Origin of the sequence: Streptomyces sp. NPDC101178, from assembly GCF_044767965.1 — a bacterium.
In the GTDB taxonomy this organism is placed as follows: Bacteria; Actinomycetota; Actinomycetes; order Streptomycetales; family Streptomycetaceae; genus Streptomyces.
This window is the reverse complement of sequence record NZ_JBIWOZ010000001.1, coordinates 109,002-127,859: the sequence shown is the minus strand read 5'-3', so window position 1 is coordinate 127,859 and position 18,858 is coordinate 109,002. Positions and strand designations below refer to the sequence as shown.

At 73.5% G+C, this 18,858-nt stretch carries 19 protein-coding genes and 1 other RNA gene; 9 read left to right on the top strand and 11 right to left on the bottom strand.

Annotated features, from left to right (window positions below; all coding sequences use genetic code 11):
• The first annotated feature begins 216 nt into the window (after nt 1-216).
• The 4 genes from ACIRR8_RS00565 to ACIRR8_RS00550 are packed head-to-tail and all read left to right on the top strand — an operon-like array spanning nt 217 to nt 3,994.
• Nucleotides 217-1,053 carry a Nif3-like dinuclear metal center hexameric protein gene (locus ACIRR8_RS00565; RefSeq protein WP_404057421.1) on the top strand — a complete coding sequence of 279 codons (837 nt, stop codon included), beginning with the start codon at nt 217-219 and terminating at the stop codon, nt 1,051-1,053.
• Entirely contained in the window at nt 1,050-1,793 is a 744-nt protein-coding gene (locus ACIRR8_RS00560) for a zinc ribbon domain-containing protein (protein ID WP_404058663.1), read from the top strand. The genes ACIRR8_RS00565 and ACIRR8_RS00560 overlap by 4 nt, the downstream gene beginning before the upstream one ends.
• A complete protein-coding gene (locus tag ACIRR8_RS00555) occupies nt 1,793-3,178 on the top strand; it encodes a bifunctional RNase H/acid phosphatase (RefSeq protein ID WP_404057419.1) in 1,386 nt (461 codons plus the stop codon). The genes ACIRR8_RS00560 and ACIRR8_RS00555 overlap by 1 nt, the downstream gene beginning before the upstream one ends.
• Before the next feature lie 30 nt (nt 3,179-3,208).
• Nucleotides 3,209-3,994 carry a sulfite exporter TauE/SafE family protein gene (locus ACIRR8_RS00550; protein ID WP_404057417.1) on the top strand — a complete coding sequence of 262 codons (786 nt, stop codon included), beginning with the start codon at nt 3,209-3,211 and terminating at the stop codon, nt 3,992-3,994.
• Nucleotides 3,995-4,021: 27 nt separating this feature from the next.
• Here the strand turns inward: ACIRR8_RS00550 and eda are convergent, their stop codons facing one another.
• The gene (gene eda / locus ACIRR8_RS00545) at nt 4,022-4,681 is read right to left on the bottom strand and encodes a bifunctional 4-hydroxy-2-oxoglutarate aldolase/2-dehydro-3-deoxy-phosphogluconate aldolase (protein ID WP_404057415.1); all 660 of its coding nucleotides are present in this window, start codon (nt 4,679-4,681) and stop codon (nt 4,022-4,024) included.
• Between the two features lie 109 nt (nt 4,682-4,790).
• The gene (gene yaaA, locus ACIRR8_RS00540) at nt 4,791-5,591 is read right to left on the bottom strand and encodes a peroxide stress protein YaaA (protein WP_404057413.1); all 801 of its coding nucleotides are present in this window, start codon (nt 5,589-5,591) and stop codon (nt 4,791-4,793) included.
• A 195-nt stretch (nt 5,592-5,786) separates the two neighbouring features.
• On the opposite strand from yaaA, the gene ACIRR8_RS00535 reads away from it, so the two are divergent.
• The gene (locus tag ACIRR8_RS00535) at nt 5,787-7,229 is read left to right on the top strand and encodes an RNB domain-containing ribonuclease (protein WP_404057411.1); all 1,443 of its coding nucleotides are present in this window, start codon (nt 5,787-5,789) and stop codon (nt 7,227-7,229) included.
• Here ACIRR8_RS00535 and ACIRR8_RS00530 read toward each other — a convergent pair.
• Both ACIRR8_RS00530 and ACIRR8_RS00525 read right to left on the bottom strand, forming a co-directional pair.
• A complete protein-coding gene (locus tag ACIRR8_RS00530; RefSeq protein WP_404057409.1) occupies nt 7,180-8,091 on the bottom strand; it encodes a hypothetical protein in 912 nt (303 codons plus the stop codon). The two genes, ACIRR8_RS00535 and ACIRR8_RS00530, sit on opposite strands and share 50 nt — an antisense overlap.
• The gene (locus ACIRR8_RS00525) at nt 8,088-8,843 is read right to left on the bottom strand and encodes a MerR family transcriptional regulator (protein WP_404057407.1); all 756 of its coding nucleotides are present in this window, start codon (nt 8,841-8,843) and stop codon (nt 8,088-8,090) included. Before ACIRR8_RS00525 ends, ACIRR8_RS00530 begins: the two co-directional genes overlap by 4 nt.
• A gap of 173 nt (nt 8,844-9,016) precedes the next feature.
• On the opposite strand from ACIRR8_RS00525, the gene ACIRR8_RS00520 reads away from it, so the two are divergent.
• Both ACIRR8_RS00520 and rnpB read left to right on the top strand, forming a co-directional pair.
• Entirely contained in the window at nt 9,017-9,586 is a 570-nt protein-coding gene (locus ACIRR8_RS00520; RefSeq protein ID WP_404058661.1) for a Uma2 family endonuclease, read from the top strand.
• 39 nt (nt 9,587-9,625) lie between these two features.
• An RNA gene (rnpB, locus tag ACIRR8_RS00515) (RNase P RNA component class A) lies at nt 9,626-10,033 on the top strand.
• Between the two features lie 33 nt (nt 10,034-10,066).
• Here the strand turns inward: rnpB and ACIRR8_RS00510 are convergent.
• The 3 genes from ACIRR8_RS00510 to ACIRR8_RS00500 all read right to left on the bottom strand — a co-directional run bounded on the left by ACIRR8_RS00510 (nt 10,067) and on the right by ACIRR8_RS00500 (nt 12,124).
• Nucleotides 10,067-10,471: a hypothetical protein gene (locus tag ACIRR8_RS00510; RefSeq protein WP_404057405.1), complete on the bottom strand. Its 405-nt coding sequence runs from the start codon at nt 10,469-10,471 to the stop codon at nt 10,067-10,069.
• Between the two features lie 119 nt (nt 10,472-10,590).
• Nucleotides 10,591-11,493, bottom strand: a complete 903-nt coding sequence (locus ACIRR8_RS00505) for a glycosyltransferase family 2 protein (protein ID WP_404057403.1) — start codon at nt 11,491-11,493, stop codon at nt 10,591-10,593.
• A gap of 76 nt (nt 11,494-11,569) precedes the next feature.
• Nucleotides 11,570-12,124 carry a GNAT family N-acetyltransferase gene (locus ACIRR8_RS00500; protein ID WP_404057401.1) on the bottom strand — a complete coding sequence of 185 codons (555 nt, stop codon included), beginning with the start codon at nt 12,122-12,124 and terminating at the stop codon, nt 11,570-11,572.
• A gap of 271 nt (nt 12,125-12,395) precedes the next feature.
• Here ACIRR8_RS00500 and ACIRR8_RS00495 point away from each other — a divergent pair, with 271 nt between their 5' ends.
• Nucleotides 12,396-13,508, top strand: coding sequence for a hypothetical protein (locus tag ACIRR8_RS00495; RefSeq protein ID WP_404057399.1), 1,113 nt, complete (start codon nt 12,396-12,398; stop codon nt 13,506-13,508).
• A 65-nt stretch (nt 13,509-13,573) separates the two neighbouring features.
• Here the strand turns inward: ACIRR8_RS00495 and ACIRR8_RS00490 are convergent, their stop codons facing one another.
• From ACIRR8_RS00490 to ACIRR8_RS00480, 3 genes are all read right to left on the bottom strand, one after another.
• Complete coding sequence (locus tag ACIRR8_RS00490) at nt 13,574-14,428, bottom strand: PhzF family phenazine biosynthesis protein (protein ID WP_404057397.1); 855 nt, start codon at nt 14,426-14,428, stop codon at nt 13,574-13,576.
• A 106-nt stretch (nt 14,429-14,534) separates the two neighbouring features.
• Entirely contained in the window at nt 14,535-15,014 is a 480-nt protein-coding gene (locus tag ACIRR8_RS00485) for a lamin tail domain-containing protein (protein WP_404057395.1), read from the bottom strand.
• A gap of 167 nt (nt 15,015-15,181) precedes the next feature.
• Nucleotides 15,182-15,937: an SDR family oxidoreductase gene (locus tag ACIRR8_RS00480; protein WP_404057393.1), complete on the bottom strand. Its 756-nt coding sequence runs from the start codon at nt 15,935-15,937 to the stop codon at nt 15,182-15,184.
• 153 nt (nt 15,938-16,090) lie between these two features.
• Between ACIRR8_RS00480 and ACIRR8_RS00475 the strand changes: the two genes are divergently transcribed.
• Nucleotides 16,091-17,824 carry an alkaline phosphatase D family protein gene (locus ACIRR8_RS00475; protein ID WP_404057391.1) on the top strand — a complete coding sequence of 578 codons (1,734 nt, stop codon included), beginning with the start codon at nt 16,091-16,093 and terminating at the stop codon, nt 17,822-17,824.
• Between the two features lie 15 nt (nt 17,825-17,839).
• Here ACIRR8_RS00475 and ACIRR8_RS00470 read toward each other — a convergent pair whose 3' ends face one another.
• A complete protein-coding gene (locus ACIRR8_RS00470) occupies nt 17,840-18,835 on the bottom strand; it encodes a Gfo/Idh/MocA family protein (protein ID WP_404057389.1) in 996 nt (331 codons plus the stop codon).
• Nucleotides 18,836-18,858: the final 23 nt, after the last annotated feature.

Sequence of the window (18,858 nt, the reverse complement as noted above, 5' to 3'; positions counted from 1 at the left end):
TCACTTCACACATAAGGGTGGTGATGCCCGGATTCTCCTGAGGTGAGGGGGGTGGGTGTGCTGCTGACGGCGGCAGTCGCGCCGGCCTGCTCAAGCGACCGCCCGGGCTCCCGGCCCCACCTGCTGACGTGACGGTGCGTGTCCGGCCGCCGGTCCCGGCGTACCGGTCCGGCGGCCAGGGGCGGCGGGCCTGCCCGGACAGGTAGCCTTTCCCCCGTGCCCCGTCTGTCTGAAGTCATCGCCGCCCTCGACGCCCTCTGGCCCCCCGAGCGGGCCGAAGGATGGGACGCGGTCGGCACGGTCTGCGGCGACCCGGACGCCGAGGTCGACCGGGTGCTGTTCGCCGTCGATCCGGTCCACGCGATCGCCGATGAGGCCCTGAGGCTCGGCGCCCAGCTGATCGTCACCCACCACCCGCTCTATCTGCGCGGGACGACGACGGTCGCCGCCGACACCTTCAAGGGCAAGGTCGTCCACACGCTCATCAAGCACGGCATCGCGCTCCACGTCGCGCACACCAACGCCGACACCGCCGACCCCGGCGTCTCCGACGCGCTGGCCGGCGCCCTGGACCTGCGCGTCACCGGACCCCTCGTACCGGACCCCACCGACCCCCACGGGCGGCGCGGACTCGGCCGGATCTGCGAGCTGGACCACCCCGAGACCCTGGCCGACTTTGCCGCCCGCGCCGCCGCCCGGCTCCCCGCCACCGCGCAGGGCGTCCGGCTGGCCGGCGACCCGGAGGCCCTCGTCCGTACCGTCGCCGTCAGCGGCGGCTCCGGCGACAGCCTCTTCGACGCCGTACGAGCCTGCGGGGCCGACGCCTTCCTCACCGCAGACCTGCGCCACCACCCGGCCTCCGAGGCCGTGCAGCAGGCGCCGCTCGGCCTGGTCGACGCCGCGCACTGGGCCACCGAGTGGCCCTGGTGCGAGCAGGCCGCCGCGCAGCTCGACGCGCTTTCCGACCGCCACGGATGGGACCTTCGGGTCCACGTCTCGAAGCAGGTCACCGACCCCTGGACCACCCACCATTCCTCTGGAGCCCCCAACTGAACGCCGCGCCCGCCGACCAGATCCGACTTCTCGACGTCCAGGCCCTCGACACCCGTCTCGCGCAGCTCTCCCACAAGAGCCGGTCGCTGCCGGAGCACGCCGAGATCGAGCAGCTCAGCAACGACCTCGCGCAGCTGCGTGACCTGCTGGTCGCCTCCTCCACCGAGGAGAGCGACACCACCCGCGAGCAGACCAAGGCCGAGCAGGACGTCGACCAGGTGCGCCAGCGCGCCGTCCGCGACCAGCAGCGCCTGGACTCCGGCGCGGTCTCCTCGCCCAAGGACCTGGAGAGCCTCCAGCGCGAGATCACCTCGCTCGCCAAGCGCCAGGGAGACCTGGAGGACGTCGTCCTGGAGATCATGGAGCGCCGCGAGGCCGCCCAGGAGAGGGTCGCCGAGCTGACCCAGCGGGTCGCCGCCGTCCAGGCCAAGGTCGACGACGCCACCGCCCGCCGGGACGCCGCCACCGCCGAACTGGACGCCGAGGCCGCCACGGTGACCAAGGACCGCCAGGTCGTCGCCGAGGTCATCCCCGCCGACCTGATGAAGCTGTACGACAAGCTCCGCGCCCAGCAGGGCGGGGTCGGCGCCGCCCGCCTCTACCAGCGCCGCTGCGAAGGCTGCCGCCTGGAGCTGAACATGGCCGAGGTGGGCGACGTGAGGGCCGCGTCCCCGGAGACCGTCCTGCGCTGCGAGAACTGCCACCGCATCCTGGTCCGCACCTCGGAGTCGGGCCTGTAATGAGCGCTGCCCGCCGGCTGGTGGTCGAGGCCGACGGCGGCTCCCGGGGCAACCCGGGGCCCGCCGGTTACGGCGCGGTCGTGCTCGACGCGGCCACCGGCGAGACGCTCGCCGAGGCCGCCGAGTACATCGGCGTCGCGACGAACAACGTCGCCGAGTACCGGGGCCTGATCGCCGGCCTGACGGCCGCGAAGGCGCTGTTCCCGGACGCGGGAGTCTCCGGGCCGGACCTGGAGGTCCACGTCCGGATGGACTCCAAGCTGGTGGTCGAGCAGATGTCGGGGCGCTGGAAGATCAAGCACCCCGACATGAAGCCGCTGGCGGCCCGCGCCGCCGCGATCCTGCCGCCGTCCTCGGTCACGTACGAGTGGATCCCGCGCGCGCAGAACAAGCACGCGGACCGGCTCGCCAACGAGGCGATGGACGCGGGCCGCGACGGCCGCCGGTGGGAGGCCTCCACCTCCACCGCCGAACTGGACGCCCCCGCCCGCACCCCGCTGCCCGACCGGGGCCCGCCCGGCGATGCGGCGGCGGGAGCGGCGAAGGCGCGGGCGGCACTGGCGGCGGCGCGGAGCGGGGCGGACACCGGGACGCTGTTCGAGGTCGACGCCGCTGCCGCCGCCGCGGAAGAACCGGAGCCCACTGACGTCACAGCGGCCCCCGAGCCCATCGACGTCACAGCGGTCCCCGAGCCCATCGACGGCACCGCTGTGGCCGCGGCCCCGGCACCCCAGGTCGGCTGGGGCGCCGCCCCCGACCTCGGCGCACCCGCCACCTTCGTCCTGCTCCGGCACGGCGAGACGCTGCTCACCCCCGAGAAACGGTTCTCCGGAAGCGGCGGCACCGACCCCGAACTCTCCGCGGTCGGCCGCGACCAGGCCGCCCGGGCCGCCGTCCACTTCGCCGCGCTCGGCACCGTCCAGGAGATCGTCAGCTCACCGCTGCGCCGCTGCCGCGAGACTGCGGCCGCCGTCGCCGAGCGCCTCGGCCTGGACGTCCGCATCGAGGACGGCCTGCGCGAGAGCGACTTCGGCGCGTGGGAGGGGCTGACCTTCGGCGAGGTGCGCGAGCGGTACGGGGACGACCTGACGGCCTGGCTCGCGGACCCGGAGATCCCGCCGACGGGCGGCGGCGAGAGCTTCACGGAGGTCGCCGACCGGGTCGCGGCCGCCCGGGACCGGCTGACCGCGCGGTACGCGGGCCGCACGGTCCTGCTCGTCACCCACGTGACCCCGATCAAGACGCTGGTCCGGCTGGCGCTGGAGGCTCCGGCGCGGTCGATGTTCCGGATGGAGCTGTCGGCGGCCTCGATCTCCACCGTCGCGTACTACGAGGACGGCAACGCCTCCGTACGCCTGCTCAACGACACCTCGCACCTGCGCTGACAGGAGCGGGGACTGGAAGCGGGGGCCGGCGTGGACTGGCCGACCGGGCTGCTCGGGTTCGCCGCCGGGCTGCTGATCTCGGTGGTGACTGCCCCGGTCGGGGTGTCGGGGGCGGTGTTCCTGCTGCCGGTCCAGGTCAGTGTGCTCGGGGTGCCGAGCCCCGCGGTCACCCCGACGAACCTGCTCTACAACGTGGTCGCCGGCCCCGGCGCCCTGCTGCGCCACCACCGGAGCGGCGGGCTGCGCGGCCCCCTGACCCGGCTGCTGGTCCTCGGCACCGTCCCCGGGGTCGTCGTCGGCGCGGTGATCCGGGTCTTCGCGGTGCCGGGCCCGTCGGTGTTCCGGCTGCTGATCGCGGTGCTGCTGCTCCCGCTGGGCGGCTGGCTCTGCCTCCGTACGCTGCACCGTGCCGCGCGCCCCGCTGCGGTACGAGAACCTTCGTCCCGCGCCATCACCCGCCTCGCCATGGCCGTCGGTGTGGCGGGCGGGATCTACGGGATCGGCGGCGGCTCGCTCCTCGGCCCGATCCTGGTCGGGCGCGGGATGCCGGTCGCGAAGGTGGCCCCGGCCGCGCTGGCCGCCACCTTCGTGACCTCGGTCGTCGGCGCGGGGACGTACGCCCTGCTCTCCCTCACCACGACCGGCGACATCGCCCCGTACTGGTCGCTCGGCCTGGCCTGCGGCCTCGGCGGCCTCTGCGGCGGCTACCTGGGCGCGCGCCTCCAACCCCGCCTGCCGGAAACGGCGTTGCGGCTGCTGCTGGGGGTGCTGGCGCTGGGCATCGGCGGCCTGTACGCGATCCAGATCGTGCGCTGAGGGCTGCACGCTCCGACGCCGCGGGTTCTATGCCCCCAGCGCCGCCGCCTCCGCCGCCAGCCGGGCCACCCGGTCCCAGTCCTTCGCCGCGATCGCGTCCCCCGGAACCATCCAACTGCCGCCCACGCATGCCACGTTCGGCAGTGCGAGGTACGACGGCGCGGAGGCGAGCGAGATGCCGCCGGTGGGGCAGAAGCGGGCCTGGGGGAGAGGGCCGGAGAGGGCCTGGAGATAGGCGGTGCCGCCCGCCGCCTCGGCCGGGAAGAACTTCATGTCGCTCACCCCGCGCTCCAGCAGGGCCACCACCTCGGAGGTGGTCGAGACGCCCGGCAGGAACGGCACACCGGACTCCCGCATCGCCTCCAGCACCGCGTCCGTCCACCCAGGGCTCACCAGGAACCTGGCGCCCGCGTCGACGGTGTCCCGTACGTGCTGCGGCGAGATGACCGTGCCCGCGCCGACGACCGCGCCCGGCACCTCTGCGGCGACGGTGCGGATGGCGTCGAGCGCGGCGGGCGTCCGCAGGGTCACCTCGATCGCCGGGAGCCCGCCCGCCACCAGCGCCCGCGCCAGCGGTACGGCGTCCGCCACGTCATGCAGGACGACGACGGGGACGACGGGGGCGAGGTCCAGGACGGAGGTGTCGGAGGGAGCGGCGGGCGGCGGCGAGGCGGGGGAGGAGGTCATGGGCCCATCCTGCCGCGTCGTGAGCGATCTCTGCAACGCTCGTTGCGGAGGATGCAATGGGATGAGGTGAGTCTCAGGTGGATCTCCGTCGCCACCACAACTCAGTGACTCAGTGGATCTCCGTCACCACCACATCGAGCGACCACGGCCGCCCGGCGCGTGCGGGGGCCTCGGCCTCCACCACGTACCCGAGATCCCGCAACGCATCCACCAGTTGGGCCGGATCCTTGGGCCGAGCCCCCGCCGACAGCAGATCCCGGACCATCCGCCCCTTGGTCGCCTTGTTGAAGTGGCTGACGACGGACCGCTTCTCCACGCCGTCCACGATCTGCGACTGGAGCACGCGCACGCTCGCCGTCCGCGCGGCCACCTCACCCTTCGGCTTCCACGCCGCCGCGTACGCCGAGGAGCGCAGATCCAGGACGAGCCCGTTCCCCGCGGCCTCGGGCATGACCGCCTCCATGGGCGTACGCCAGTACGCGCCGAGCGCGCCGAGGCCGGGGAGTTTCACACCCATCGAGCAGCGGTACGGCGGAATCCGGTCCCCGATCCGGACCGCGCCCCAGAGCCCGGAGAAGACCAGCAGCGACTTCGCCGCGCGCCGGCGGGCGTCCGCGTCCAGGGTGGCCAGGTCGAGGGCGTCGTACAGGACACCGGTGTACAGCTCTCCGGCCGGCCGGGTCCCGGCGGTCCGCAGCTCGGCGTTCTTCCCGACCTCGCCGCGCAGCCCCACGCTGAGCCCGAGCACTTCGCGGGCCTTCTCCTCGTCCGCCTGACAGAGCTCGACCAGCTCCTCCAGCACCGCCGCCCGCGCCTCGAAGAGCCCCGGCAGCGACAGCGACTCCGGCTTCAGCGGAGCTCCGCGCCCCGAAGCGGCCTTTCCTTCGGAGGGCGGCAACAGCACGAGCACGGCGGTTCTCCTTCATACGCACGACGAGCGGTCCCGGCGCGCGTGCGGGCACTCCGGGGTCCTCGGCAAGGGTACGGGGGCGGGGGCGGGCTTCTCGTACGGTGCCGGGGGCCCGGCATGCGCCACGGGGTATCGGGCCCCGCGCCGCGACGATCCCCGGATGCCGCCCGCCCCGTCCACGCCTACGCTCGGTCCATGCCCCGCCGCCAGCTGCGTATGACCGGAGCGGCCGACTGCTCGCTCGGGGCCGCGCTGCGCGCCCTGCGCACCGAGCTCGGCCTGCCCGCCGGCTTCCCGGCCGCGGCGATGGCCGAGGCGGAGGCGGCCGTCCGGGATCCGGACCTGTCGGCCCACGAGGACGCCACGGAGCTGCCCCTCCTCACCATCGACCCACCCGCCTCCACCGACCTGGACCAGGCGATGCACCTGGAGCGCCGGGGGCGCGGCTACCGGGTGCACTACGCCATCGCGGACGTCGCCGCCTTCGTCCGGCCGGGCGGCGCGCTCGACGCCGAGGCCCACCGCCGAGTCACCACGCTCTACTTCCCCGACGGCCGCGTCCCCCTCCACCCCACCGTCCTCTCCGAAGGCGCCGCCAGCCTCCTCCCCGGCGCAACCCGCCCGGCCGCGCTCTGGCGGATCGACCTGGACAGCGACGGGCGAACGGTCGCCACCGGCGTGCGCCGGGCCCTGGTCCGCAGCCGCGCGAAGCTCGACTACGCGGGCGTGCAGCGGCAGATCGACGCGGGCACCGCCGAGGAGTCCCTCGCCCTGCTCCGCGACATCGGGAGGCTGCGCGAGGAACAGGAACGGGCCCGCGGCGGCATCTCGCTCGACGTCCCCGAACAGGAGATCACCGAACACGACGGCTCCTACGGCCTGGTCTACCGCGCCCCGCTCCCCGCCGAGGCCTGGAACGCCCAGATCTCGCTCCTCACCGGCATCGCCGCCGCCCGCCTCATGGCCGAAACCGGCACCGGCATCCTCCGCACCCTGCCGATCGCCCCGGACGGTGCCGTCGCCCGGCTGCGGCGCTCCGCCCGCGCCCTGCGCATCGACTGGCCGCACCACGTCCCGTACGCGGAGGTCGTCCGCTCCCTGGACCCGGAACTCTCCCACCACGCGGCGTTCCTCCAGGAGTGCACCACCCTGCTGCGCGGCGCCGGATACACCGCCTTCGACCACGGCGGCCTCCCCGACCCCGCCGTGCACGCGGCCGTCGCCGACCTCTACACGCACTGCACCGCGCCGCTGCGCCGCCTCGTCGACCGGTACGCCTCCGAGCTCTGCCTGGCGGCCACCGCGGAGAGGGAACCTCCGGAGTGGGTACGGGAGGCCCTCCCCGCCCTCCCGAAGGAGATGGCCGAGGGGACGCGCCGGGCGAACACCGTGGAGCGGGCCTGCGTCGACCTGGTGGAGGCGGCGTTGCTGGAGGGACGGGTGGGTGAGCTGTTCGACGCGTACGTGGTCGATGTCGGGGACCGGAACCCGGCCACCGGCACGGTCCACCTCCGGGACCCGGCGGTCGTGGGCCGGATCGAGGGCGGTACGGCTCCGCTTCCGCTCGGCGAGCGGTTGCGGGTCCGGCTCACGCGGGCGGGCCCGGCGTCGAAGACGGTGCTGTTCGCTCCGGCGTGACCGGACCGGGCGTGACCGGCTTCGGCGTGACCGGCCTCCGCCCGAGCGCGGCGACGGCCGCCTGTGGATCGTCGGCATGGAACCGGAGCGTCCGCGCGCTCCCGTGCCGCCCGAGCGGCCGGACGAACTCCACCGGCTCCGCCAGCTCCACGGTCACCGTCGTCCGGCTGCCCACCGCCAGGTCGAGGACCCCGTCCTCATCGACCCGCACGAGACCGCCGCCGTCGTAGCGCCGCTCCACCCGGGCGGCGGTGATGAGCGAGGCGGGCACCGGCAGGTCGAACAGGGCGCCGTAGCGCAGCCGCAGCGAACCGTCGGTCCCCACCACATGCGGCCGGGTCACGCAGGCCGCGTGCAGGGCGACGACGAGCACCGTCCCGTACACGCCGACCACGAGCAGGATCAGGTGGACCAGCGGCCAGGGGATCACCAGGGCCAGCACCACGGTCTCCAGGACGGAGGCGAAGAAGAACGCCCACATGGTCCCGGTCTGCGGTTCGGTGTACGAGAAGGGCAGCGCGCCCTCGGGGATCCGGTGCCGACGGCGTACGGCCCACACCCCCAGACTGTGCAGCGCCCGCAGCTCGTGCACCATCAGCCGCCGCACCGCCACCGGCACCACGGCACGCACCGCCGCCAGCGCGGCCGCCCGCCGCCCGTCGCCGGCCCGCCGCCGGGCCGTGTACAGCGGCCACATCACGGCGGCCTCCAGCGCGACCACGCCCAGGACGAGCACCTCGGCCGCCAGCAGGACCGCACCGGTGATCCGTACGCCTCCCACCAGGCAGACCACCAGCGCCAGTTCGGCGGGCAGCACCACCCACAAGGCGGCCCGAGCCGCCCGCAGAGCTGTCGCTCTCACACCGACCTCCCCCGCCTCGCGCGGACCCGGACGGCCAGCGCTTCCATCACCCGGCGCACCACCTCGCGCTGCGCGGGCGGATAGTCCTCCAGCAGCACCCGCCCGAACCCCGTCGGCGACGGCTCCCCGTCCGGGATCACCGCCAGCACCTCGTCCGGTACGGCGGCCACCAGCTCGGCCGCCAGGGGCGCGATCCGAGGGTCGTCCACCCCGGCCCCGGCCAGCTCGTCCAGCCGCGCGTACAGCCCGGCGACACCGGGCTCCTCGGCCAGCGGCCGCAACGCCGCGTACAGCTCGGCCCCGGCCCCGCCGCCCGCCGCGTCCAGCAGCAACAGATGCTCCCGATCCTTCGCCGCGGCCGGCGACCCGGTGGCGGGCCCACTCTCCAGGAGCGCGGCCAGAGCGGGCGAGAGCGGCCCGTCCGAGGTGAGCGGCGCCTCCAACAGCGCCGCCAGCACCTCCCGCCGCTCCCGGATCTCCCGCTCCTGCCGCGCCAGATCCGCGTCCAGCTCCCCGAGCACCTCGACCAGCTCCCGCCCCTCGTCATCCGCCAGCACGTCCCGCACCTCGTCCAGCGAGAGCCCGACCTCGGTCAGCCGTCGGATCCGCGCGAGCAGCACGGCATCCCGGACGGTGTAGGCCCGGTACCCGTTGGCCCGCCGACCGGGCTCGGGCAGCAGCCCGATGTGGTGGTAGTGCCGAACGGCCCGGGAGGTGACTCCGACGAGCGCGGCGATCTCTCCGATACGCATGCGGCCAGTAGAAACCCTGACGCTGCGGCAAGGTCAAGCGCGGTTCCGCCGCCTCCGCCCTCTGTCCGTGGACTTGTGCCACGATCGGGGGAAGAACTCCCATCTCACGGACGGCTGGTCCCCCGATGTCCCAGTCTAGCGAGCGACCGAGGAAGGGGCGTGACATGACTGCCATGGCGCACGAGCCGCTCACGCAGGCGGAAGTCCTTCTGGAAGGCTTCCTGGCCCTGGACACACCGGAAGGCTTCCGGGCGGAACTGATCGAGGGGGAGATTGTCGTGACGCCGCCGCCGGACGGTGACCACGAGGACTGCATCGGGCTGATCGTGGACCAAGTTGCCAGACGCGCCCGTACGCGCATGCAGTTCTCCGGGAACAAGGGCCTGAAGCTTCGCAGCGGCGGCGGCTGCCCGAAGAACCACGCCATCCCCGACGGCACCTTCGCCCCTCTTGACCTGAGACTGTTCCGCGGCGCCGACCCCTGGATGCCCTGCGAAGGCGTCGCCCTCGTCGTCGAGGTGACCTCCACCAAGCCCCAGGCCGACCGCGAGGCCAAGCGCCGCTGCTACGCGCGCGGCGGCATCCCGCTCCACCTCCTCATCGACAGGGACGAGAGCTCGGTGACGCTCTTCGGCGACCCGGAGGACGCCGACTACCGCCAGCACCTCACCATCCCGTACGGCAAGCCGCTTCCGCTCCCCGAGCCCTTCGCCTTCGACCTGGAGACCGGGGACTTCGGCTGAGCTGTCCGTACGGCCCGGTAGGATGTGCGGTACGACAGTCGAGCCAGGCGGGCGGCCGCGTGAGGTCCTTCGGGGCCTCCCGAGGAACGTCCGGGCTCCACAGAGCAGGGTGGTGGCTAACGGCCACCCGGGGTGACCCGCGGGACAGTGCCACAGAGAACAGACCGCCCGGGACCTCGGTCCCGGGTAAGGGTGAAACGGTGGTGTAAGAGACCACCAGCGCCTGAGGTGACTCAGGCGGCTAGGTAAACCCCACCCGGAGCAAGGTCAAGAGGGGCCGTTCCGGAGACGGAGTGGCCCTGCGTGAACGTTCGAGGGCTGCTCGCCCGAGTTCACGGGTAGACCGCACGAGACCGGCAGCAATGCCGGTCCTAGATGGATGGCCGTCTCCCCGGCCGCCGCGAGGCGACCGGGAGACAGAACCCGGCGTACAGCCTGACTCGGCTGTCGGTGCACGTTCAGGGCCTTCGGCCAGGTGTCTCACCTGGTCGGAGGCTCTTTTTCGGTGGGTGGGTCGGTCGGCCAGCGGTCCGTCAGTTCTTCCGCGTACACCTGGGAGAGCGGCTGCGGACCCACGTACTGCTGGCAGGTGCACTGCCCGGCCTCGTAGCGCAGCGGCTTCTTGTTCTCGTCCCAGGCCGTCGGGACCTCGACCTGTTCATGGCACCGGCCCCGCCTGTCGTGCTTGGCGAGGTGGTGGGTGCAGCCGCAGACCGGCTCCGGCGACTTGTGCGCGGCCTCCAGCGCGAGCCGCTCCTGCTTCGCGGCCTCCAGCAGTTCCAGTTTCCGTTCGTGGCGGTTGCGCAGGGCGGTACGGACGGTGTCGGCGGCCCAGGCGAAGCCGCCCGTCCAGAACAGGATGAGAATCCACCAGAACCAGCTCATCGCGACCTTCCTCCCCCTGGACCCCCGGCCCTCTGTCGCGCCCGGGGCCCACACCGCCGTAGTGGACCAGCAATCGTGAACGGGCCTCAAGGCTGCCACGAGCCTGTCGGCGTAGCGGGTCAGATGACCGGCGGGCGGCCCAGCCTCGTCATCCGCCACACCGTCGACCACCGCATCGGGTGCCGCTCGCCGCACGAGGTGCGGACGCCCTCGGCGAAGCCGCCCGCCCAGGCGCGCAGGCCCTTCGGGTCGCGGGTGCGGGCCAGGGTGAGGAGGGTCCAGGTGGCAAGGTAGGCCGGGACCAGAGGGAGGGGCAGGTTGCGGCGGGCGAGCCACACGCGGTTGCGGGCCGTCATCCGGTAGTAGACCGCGTGCCGGGCCGGGCTCGTCTTCGGGTGCTGGAGCAGCAGCTCCGGCTCGTACAGCACCTTCCAGCCGGCGTCCAGCGCGCGCCAGGCGAGGTCCGTCTCCTCGTGCGTGAAGAAGAACTCCGCCGGCCACAGGCCCGTCCGCTCCAGCATCTTCATGGAGAAGGCATGGCCGCCGCCGAGGAAGGCGGTGACCTCGCCGCCGCGCATCGGGTCGCCCGCCCGCAGCCGTGGCACGTGCCGCCGCTGCGTCTCGCCGGTCTCGTCGGCGATCCGGAAGCCGACGATGCCGAGCCGGTCGTCGGCGGCGAAGTGGTCACGGACCCGGCGGAAGACGTCCTTGCCGACCAGGAGACCGTCGTCGTCCAGCTCGATCACCACGTCCACGTCACCGATCTCGGCAAGCCGGCGCAGCCCCTCGTTCCGGCCGCCCGGGCAGCCCAGGTTCTCCGGCAGCTCGATGGTGGTCACCCCGCCGTCGAGATCCGCCAGGCCGGGGGTGGCGGCGTAGTCCGGGAGCTCCGTGCCGTTGCCGATGATCACGAGCCGGGTGGGCCGGACGTCCTGCATCGCGACCGACGCCAGCAGCGCCTCGACCGCCTGCGGGCGGTCGCCCATGGTCACGATGGATACGCCGATGCGTGGTGCGGACAAGTTCGGTACTCCTGGAGCTCGGCTGCCGTGCGGCTGCTGGTCGGCGGCGGTGCCCGCGATCGTAACGCCTCGGTGTTCAGTTCGAGGTTACCGCCTGGCCATCCACGGGCTCGTCGCTGTTCAGGAGCCCGTACACCGCCATGTCCCGGCGCTCGTCGCCCACCTGCTGCCAGCCGCGCAGCAGCCCCTCGTGCCGGTAACCGACGTCCACCGCGATCCTGGCGGAGGCGGTGTTCCACGGTTCGATGAAGAGCTGGAGGCGCGGGACCCGGAGGTCGCGCAGGGCCCAGCCCGTCACCGTGCGGAGCGCGGCGCGGGTCACGCCCTGGCCGCGGCCGGAGGGGACCATCCAGTACCCGATCGACGCCCGGCCCTCCGGCAGCTCCCGCAGCCAGAGCCCGATGGCGCCCACCGGCCGCCGGTCCCGCGAGCGGACGATGGCGAACGGGTACCCGGCGCCCGTCGCCGCCCGCTCCCACTGCCTGCGGACGAAGGCCTCGGCGGCCCGGTCCGAGTAGCGGGCCGGGATCGTCGAGATGAGCGGGATGTACGGGTCCTGCGCGGCCTCGCGGACCAGCGGCAGATCGCTCATCTCCCACGGGCGCAGCACGAAGTCCGGGCCCGCGGACATGCTCGGGACGGTCAGTGGTCCGGGGCCAGGCCGGGGATCCGCGCCCGCCTCCGGATCCGTCCTCGCGTCCGCCCTCGCGTTCGCGTCGGACCCGGCGGTCGTGCCGGACGTCGTGTCGGGGGCGGGCTCGGACGTGGCGTCAGGCTTCCGGTCAGCCATGCCCGTATCCTCCCGCGATCGGCGCGGTTCCGCCCCTCGGCCCGCCGGAGCTCGACCGGCCTCACCTCGACCGGCCTCACAGCGCCCGACGGCACGTCGATAAAGTGCTGGAATGATATTCAGCAAGGCCGGGTTCGGGGGAGCGGTCGCGGACTTCGAGGCCGCGGTGGTGGCCCAGGACGCGAAACGGTCCGGCAAGGCGTTCGTGCGGTTGCAGGAGACCTTCGGGCAGGCCAAGGAGGCGGAGCTGCTGGCCGGCGGACCGCGCCTGGCCGCCGTACTGGAGCAGGTTCCGCCCGGGCCGCGTGCCGTCGTCGCGGTCCTCGTCGGGGCCTGCGTCGAGCGCGGCGCGGAGGCCGAGCGCTGCGCCCCCGGCGTACTGGCCGGGCTGCGGACGGCGGTCGAAGGGGCCGCGGCGTTCGCAAAGGCGTGGGCGGCGACCGGCGGCGGGGCGTTCCCGGAGCCGGACGCCGGTGAGCCGGACGCGGAGACCGTCGAGCGGGCGGGGTTCGAGGCGGCGGCCGGCTGGTGGACGCTGCGCCAGTGGGAGATGGCAGCCGTCGCGCTGCTGAACCACCCGGCGGTACGCGCCGGTCTCGGCGGCGCGGACGAAGAGGCCTCCCACCAGGCCGTACGCGCCGAAGCCCGCGGCGGCCCGGACGGCCACCCCCTACGTGCCGAAGCCCTCGCCGGTCGCCACGCGCTCCTGCGCCTCCTCGCCGCCGTGGAGCACGCCTCCGGTCAGCAGTTCCGGTCCCTCGGCTACGCCCTCCAGGTGCTGGACGACGAACCCCTCGTCGCCCTCCACCGGCCGAGCGGCACCGGCTACGCCCTGCGGTTCTTCGGCATCGGCGACAACTTCCAGCTGCACACCCTCCTCGCCGACGCCCTCATAGGCGGCGGCCATGTGCGGGGTTACGCCCCCTCGCCTCACGAGGTCGCCGTCTGCCGGGAGACTCCGGGACAGGTGGACACCGTCGGCTCCTTCGAGCTGGTGGCCCCGGACGGTGCGCGGCTCTGGAACGAGGGGAACCCGGCCGACATCCCGCTCGTCGACGGCGTCCGCCTCCTGGTGCTGGACGAGCCGGCCTACCGGCGGTCCTGGCCCGCGGGCCGTTTCTTCCCGGGCATGCGCGGCGACCTCATCCTGGAGCGCGCCCTCGAAGCCGAGGAGACGGAGCGCTGGTTCGCCCGCGTCTCCCCGGCCAGGGAGCTCACCGGCTGACCTGGGGTGTGTCCGGCGAATCGGAGCCGGATCCGCCGGACACGCCCCGGCCCCTCCCGTACGCCTCAGCCGATCCTCGTGCCCGTTCCGCTGACCCGCACCCGGTCGTCCCCGGCGCGCAGCTCCACCGTGAGGGTGCCGGGGCGGCCCAGGTCCGCGCCCTGGTGGAGGGTGAGCGTGGCCGTCTCCGGGACGAGGTCCAACTCCCTTACGTACGCGCCGAACGCGGCCGCCGCCGCTCCCGTCGCCGGGTCCTCCACCACCCCGCCCACCGGGAACGGGTCCCTCACGTGGAAGACCTCCGGCGCCTCGCGCCACACCAGTTGCAGCGTCGTCAGGTCCAGCCGGCGCATCAGCGCCTCCAGCCGGGCGAAGTCGTAACGAAGGTCCGCGAGCCGCTCACGCGTGGCGGCGGCCAGTACCAGGTGGCGGGCGCCCGCGTAGGCGATCCGGGGCGGCATGGCCGGGTCGAGGTCGGCGGCCGGCCAGTCCAGGGCCGCCAGCGCCTCCGCCAGGTCGGCCGGGGAGGCCTCCGCGACGTGCGGGGCCACGCTGGTCAGGGTGGCGCGCAGCTCGCCGGCCTCCCGGACCACGGTGACCGGCACCGTGCCGGCGGCCGTCGCGAACTCCAGCGCGCCCGGACCGTCCCGTTCGGCCAGCGCGACGGCCGTGGCGACCGTGGCGTGGCCGCAGAACGGCACCTCGGCCTTCGGGCTGAAGTACCGGATCTTGTACGCGCCTTCGCCGGTCCGCTCCGTGAGGAACGCCGTCTCGCTGTAGCCCAGCTCCGCCGCGACGGCGAGCATCCGGTCCTCGTCCAGACCCGACGCGTCCAGGACGACCCCGGCCGGGTTTCCGCCCTCCGGGTCGGGAGAGAAGGCCGTGTAGCGCAGGACCTCGGGACCGCGATCAGGTGTCATGAGGGGGCCAACCCCGCGGCCGCTCCCGGCATTCCCGCCCGGCTCCTCGCCGTACGGCTGCCGCGGTCCCCCCGAACCGCGGCAGCCCCACCAGCACGGTGGCCCGTCAGTGGCAGTTCTTGACGCCCTTGTTCTTCGGCGTCGACTTCGGCCAGGAGCAGGAGTCCTGGAGCTTGCCGTTCGGCTTGATCAGCCGGGCCTTGTCACCGGTGTTGTTCCAGACGTACGAGCCACGGTTCCAGTGCACGGTGCCCGAGACGTTCTTGCCCTTGCCGGTGCGGAGCTTGACGGTCTTGCCCGCGCCGATGGCGTAGCTGCCGAAGGTGTAGGTGAAGCCGGTGTTGTCCTTCACCTGGTAGCCCTTGAGCTGGACCTTCTTCTTGCTGTTGTTGTGGATGTTCACCCACTCCGCGTTCAGGGACTTGTTCGACCGGTCGTCCTTGCCGGGTCCGTCGTACTGGATGGTGCCGAAGTGCAGCCCGCCCTGGTGGGCGGCCGCCGTGGCCGGTGCCGCCGTGGCGAGGAGTGAGCCGGCCAGTGCGGTGGCGGCGGCCAGGGCGATCGGCGCAGCGGTGCGTATGCGCATGCGGTGTTCCTTCTGTGTGGTTCTGGTGAAGGCGTAACGAGATGCGATCATACGGTGAGTACGCGCTTGCTCTCCCAGGAGTAAGGAAATCCGCAAAGTCGTTCGCCCGGCGGCAACTTCGGGCAGAAACGGTCACACCTGGAGCCCGGTACGACGGCCCGGCCTCCTCAGCCCCGTCCCACGTACGGCATGTTCGTCGCCATCACCGTCAGGAACGGGATGTTCGCCTCCAGCGGCAGCTCCGCCATGTGCACCACCGTCCGCGCCACATCGGCCGCCGCCATCACCGGCTCCACCGCCAGCTCGCCGTTCGCCTGGAGAATGCCCGTCCGCATCCGCTCGGTCATCTCGGTCGCCGCGTTGCCGATGTCGATCTGACCGCAGGCGATCCGGTACGGGCGGCCGTCCAGCGACAGCGACTTCGTCAGCCCGGTGATCGCGTGCTTGGTCGCGGTGTACGCCACCGAGTCCGGGCGCGGCGCGTGGGCGGAGATCGAGCCGTTGTTGATGATCCGGCCGCCCTGCGGGTCCTGCTCCTTCATCAGCCGGTACGCCGCCTGCGCGCAGAGGAACGCCCCCGTCAGGTTCACGTCCACCACCGCCCGCCAGTCCGCCGCCGCGAGCTCCTCCACCGGCACGCCGCCCGGCCCGAACGTGCCCGCGTTGTTGAACAGCAGGTCCAGCCGGCCGAACCGCTCCCGTACGGCGGTGAAGAGCGCGGTCACCTCGTCCTCGTCGGTGACGTCCGTGGTGACGCACAACGCGTCCGGGGCTCCGGCCGCGGCGGCCGTCTCCGCCAGCGGCTCCGCCCGCCGCCCGGCCAGCGCGAGCGACCACCCCGCGCCCGCGAGGGCGAGCGCGACCGCCCGCCCGATCCCTGAACCCGCACCCGTGACGACGGCGACTTTTCGATCAGTGCTCATGGCCCGGGAGCGTACGGGAGAGGTCGGTGCACAGGGCACGCGGTGCTCATCGACCCGCCATGCGGATGTTGTGCACGCGACAACGGCGCGTCGCGCGCCCGCGGTGCGCTGGATTCCGACAGCATCCGGCAGCATCCGGCAAGCGAGGGGCATATGACAGCCGCACAGAACTTCACGGCGCCCGGCCAGGGTGTCCGAACCGTCCGATCCGCCGAATTCACCGCCGCCACAGCGCCCTTATCCCGTCCGACGAGCGGCCGGGACGGCCGGGGCGGCCTGGGCCGGGGCGGCCTGGGCCGTGGCGGCCTGGGCCGCCGCCGGCTGCTCACCGGTGCGGGAGCCGTCGCCGCGCTCGCCTTCTCGATGAACCTGCCCGCCGCCGGTACGGCCGCAGCCGCCGAGCTGGACGCCCGCCGGATCACCGAGGACCCCTTCACCCTCGGCGTGGCCTCCGGCGACCCGCTGCCCGCCTCCGTCCTCATCTGGACCCGGCTCGCGCCGCGCCCGTACGAGCCCGGCGGCGGCCTCCCGGCGGGCCGCGTCCAGGTGAGCTGGGAGCTGGCCCACGACGAGGGCTTCCGCCGCATCGCGCGGCGCGGATCGGTCACCGCCCACGCCGAGTTCGGCCACAGCGTCCGCGCGGACGTGCGGGGCCTGGACCCCGGCCGCGGCTACTTCTACCGCTTCCGCACCGGCAGCTGGACCAGCCCCACCGGCCGCACCCGCACCGCGCCCGCCGCCGGGACCCGTACCGGCTCCCTCACGCTGGCCGCCGTCTCCTGCCAGGCGTACCACGACGGGTACTTCACCGCCCACCGCCACCTGGCCGCCGAGGACGTCGACGTCGTCTTCCACCTCGGGGACTACCTCTACGAGTACGCCGTCACCGCCACCGGCGGCGCCCGCAACTACACCGACCGCCGCCTCCCCGCGCACTTCAACCGCGAGACCATGACCCTGGAGGACTACCGGCTGCGCTACGGCCTCTACAAGTCCGACCCGGACCTGCGCGCCGCCCACGCCGCCCACCCCTTCGTCGTCACCTGGGACGACCACGAGACCGAGAACAACTACGCGGGCGAGATCCCGGAGAACGACGTGGAGCCCGAGGAGTTCCTGCTGCGCCGGGCCGCCGCGTACCGCGCGTACTGGGAGAACCAGCCGCTGCGCACCCCGCAGCGCCCCACCGGCCCGGACATGCGCCTCTACCGCCGCCTCACCTTCGGCCGGCTCGCCCAGTTCGACATCCTGGACACCCGCCAGTACCGCAGCGACCAGGCGTACGGAGACGGCTGGCGCACGCCCGGCCCGGAGTCCGAGGACCCGGCGCGCACGATGACCGGCGCCGCCCAGGAGCGCTGGCTGATCGACGGCTGGCGTGCCTCCGCCGCCACCTGGAACGTCGTGCCGCAGCAGGTCACCTTCGCCCGGCGCCGCGATGTGCCCACCGCGGCCTACAAGCTCTCCATGGACGCCTGGGACGGCTATCCGGCCTCCCGGCAGCGGGTGCTGGCCGGGGCCGAGTCGGCCGGGGTCGAGAACCTGATGGTCCTCACCGGCGACGTCCACGTCAGTTACGCCTTCGACCTCAAGAAGGACTTCGACGACCCGGCCTCCCGGACCGTCGGCACGGAGATCGTCACCACGTCCGTCTCCAGCGGCAAGGACGGCGCGGAGCGGCCCGCCAACTGGGAGAACCAGACCCGCGCCAACCCGCATATGAAGCACTACGACGGGCGGCGCGGCTACGCGCTCGTCACGCTCACGGAGAAGCAGGCCCGCGCCGACTTCCGTACGGTGCCGGCCGTCACCACGCCCGGAGCGCCGGTCACCACCGCAGCCTCCTTCGTGACCGAGGCGGGGAACCCGGGGCTCGAACCGGCGTAGCGGCGTAACGGCGGGTCAGCGGTCCGCCGGGTAGCGGACGCCGACGCGGTCCCGTACCGCGTCGAGCGTCCGCATCACCGCGAGCGTCCCCTCCAGCGGTACGAGAGGGGACTCGGTCTCGCCCGCCCGGACCGCGCGCGCCACCTCGGCCGCCTCGTACTGCATGCCGGACAGGCCCTGCGGCCCCGGACCCGAGGTGACCGTCTCCGGCTCCTTGCCGGGCCGGTGCAGCACGAAGTGGTCCGGGTGGAAGAAGTCGCGCGGCAGGTCGATCCGGCCTTCGGTGCCGATGACGGTGGCCGCCGTCGGGTGGTGGCCGACGATCGAGCAGGAGAGCAGCGCGGTGGCGCCCGACTCCCAGCCCAGCAGCATCCCCGTGTTCAGGTCGACGCCCTCCGGCGAGAGCAGCGCGTCGGCCTGGACCCGGTCCGGTTCGCCGAGGAGGAGGTGGGCGAAGGAGACCGGGTAGACGCCGAGGTCCAGCAGCGCGCCGCCGCCCAGGTCCGGGTCGCGCAACCGGTGGCCGGGGGCGAAGTCGCCCGCGAAGCCGAAGTCCGCCTGCACGGTACGGATCTCGCCGATCGCACCGTCCCGCACCAGCTCGGTCAGCCGGCGGACCACCGGGTTGAGGTAGGTCCACATCGCCTCCATCAGGAAGAGGTTGTGGTCCCGCGCGAGGCCCACCAGCTCCATCGCCTCCCGGCTGTTGAGCGTGAACGCCTTCTCGCACAGCACATGCTTCCCGGCGTTCAGCGCGAGCGCTGCCGCCGCGTGGTGCGCGGAGTGCGGGGTCGCCACGTACACCACGTCCACCGCGTCGTCGGCGACCAGCTCCGCCCAGCTCCCGTAGGCCCGGGCGATGGAGTGGCGCTCGGCGAAGGCCCGCGCCGAGGTCTCCGTACGCGAGGCGACGGCCACCACCTCCGCGCCGGGCAGCGCCTGTACGTCCGCCGTGAAGGTCGCGGCAATGCCGCCCGTCGCCAGAACACCCCAGCGCACCGTCTCGCCCATGCTCGTGCCACCGCCGTAACAAA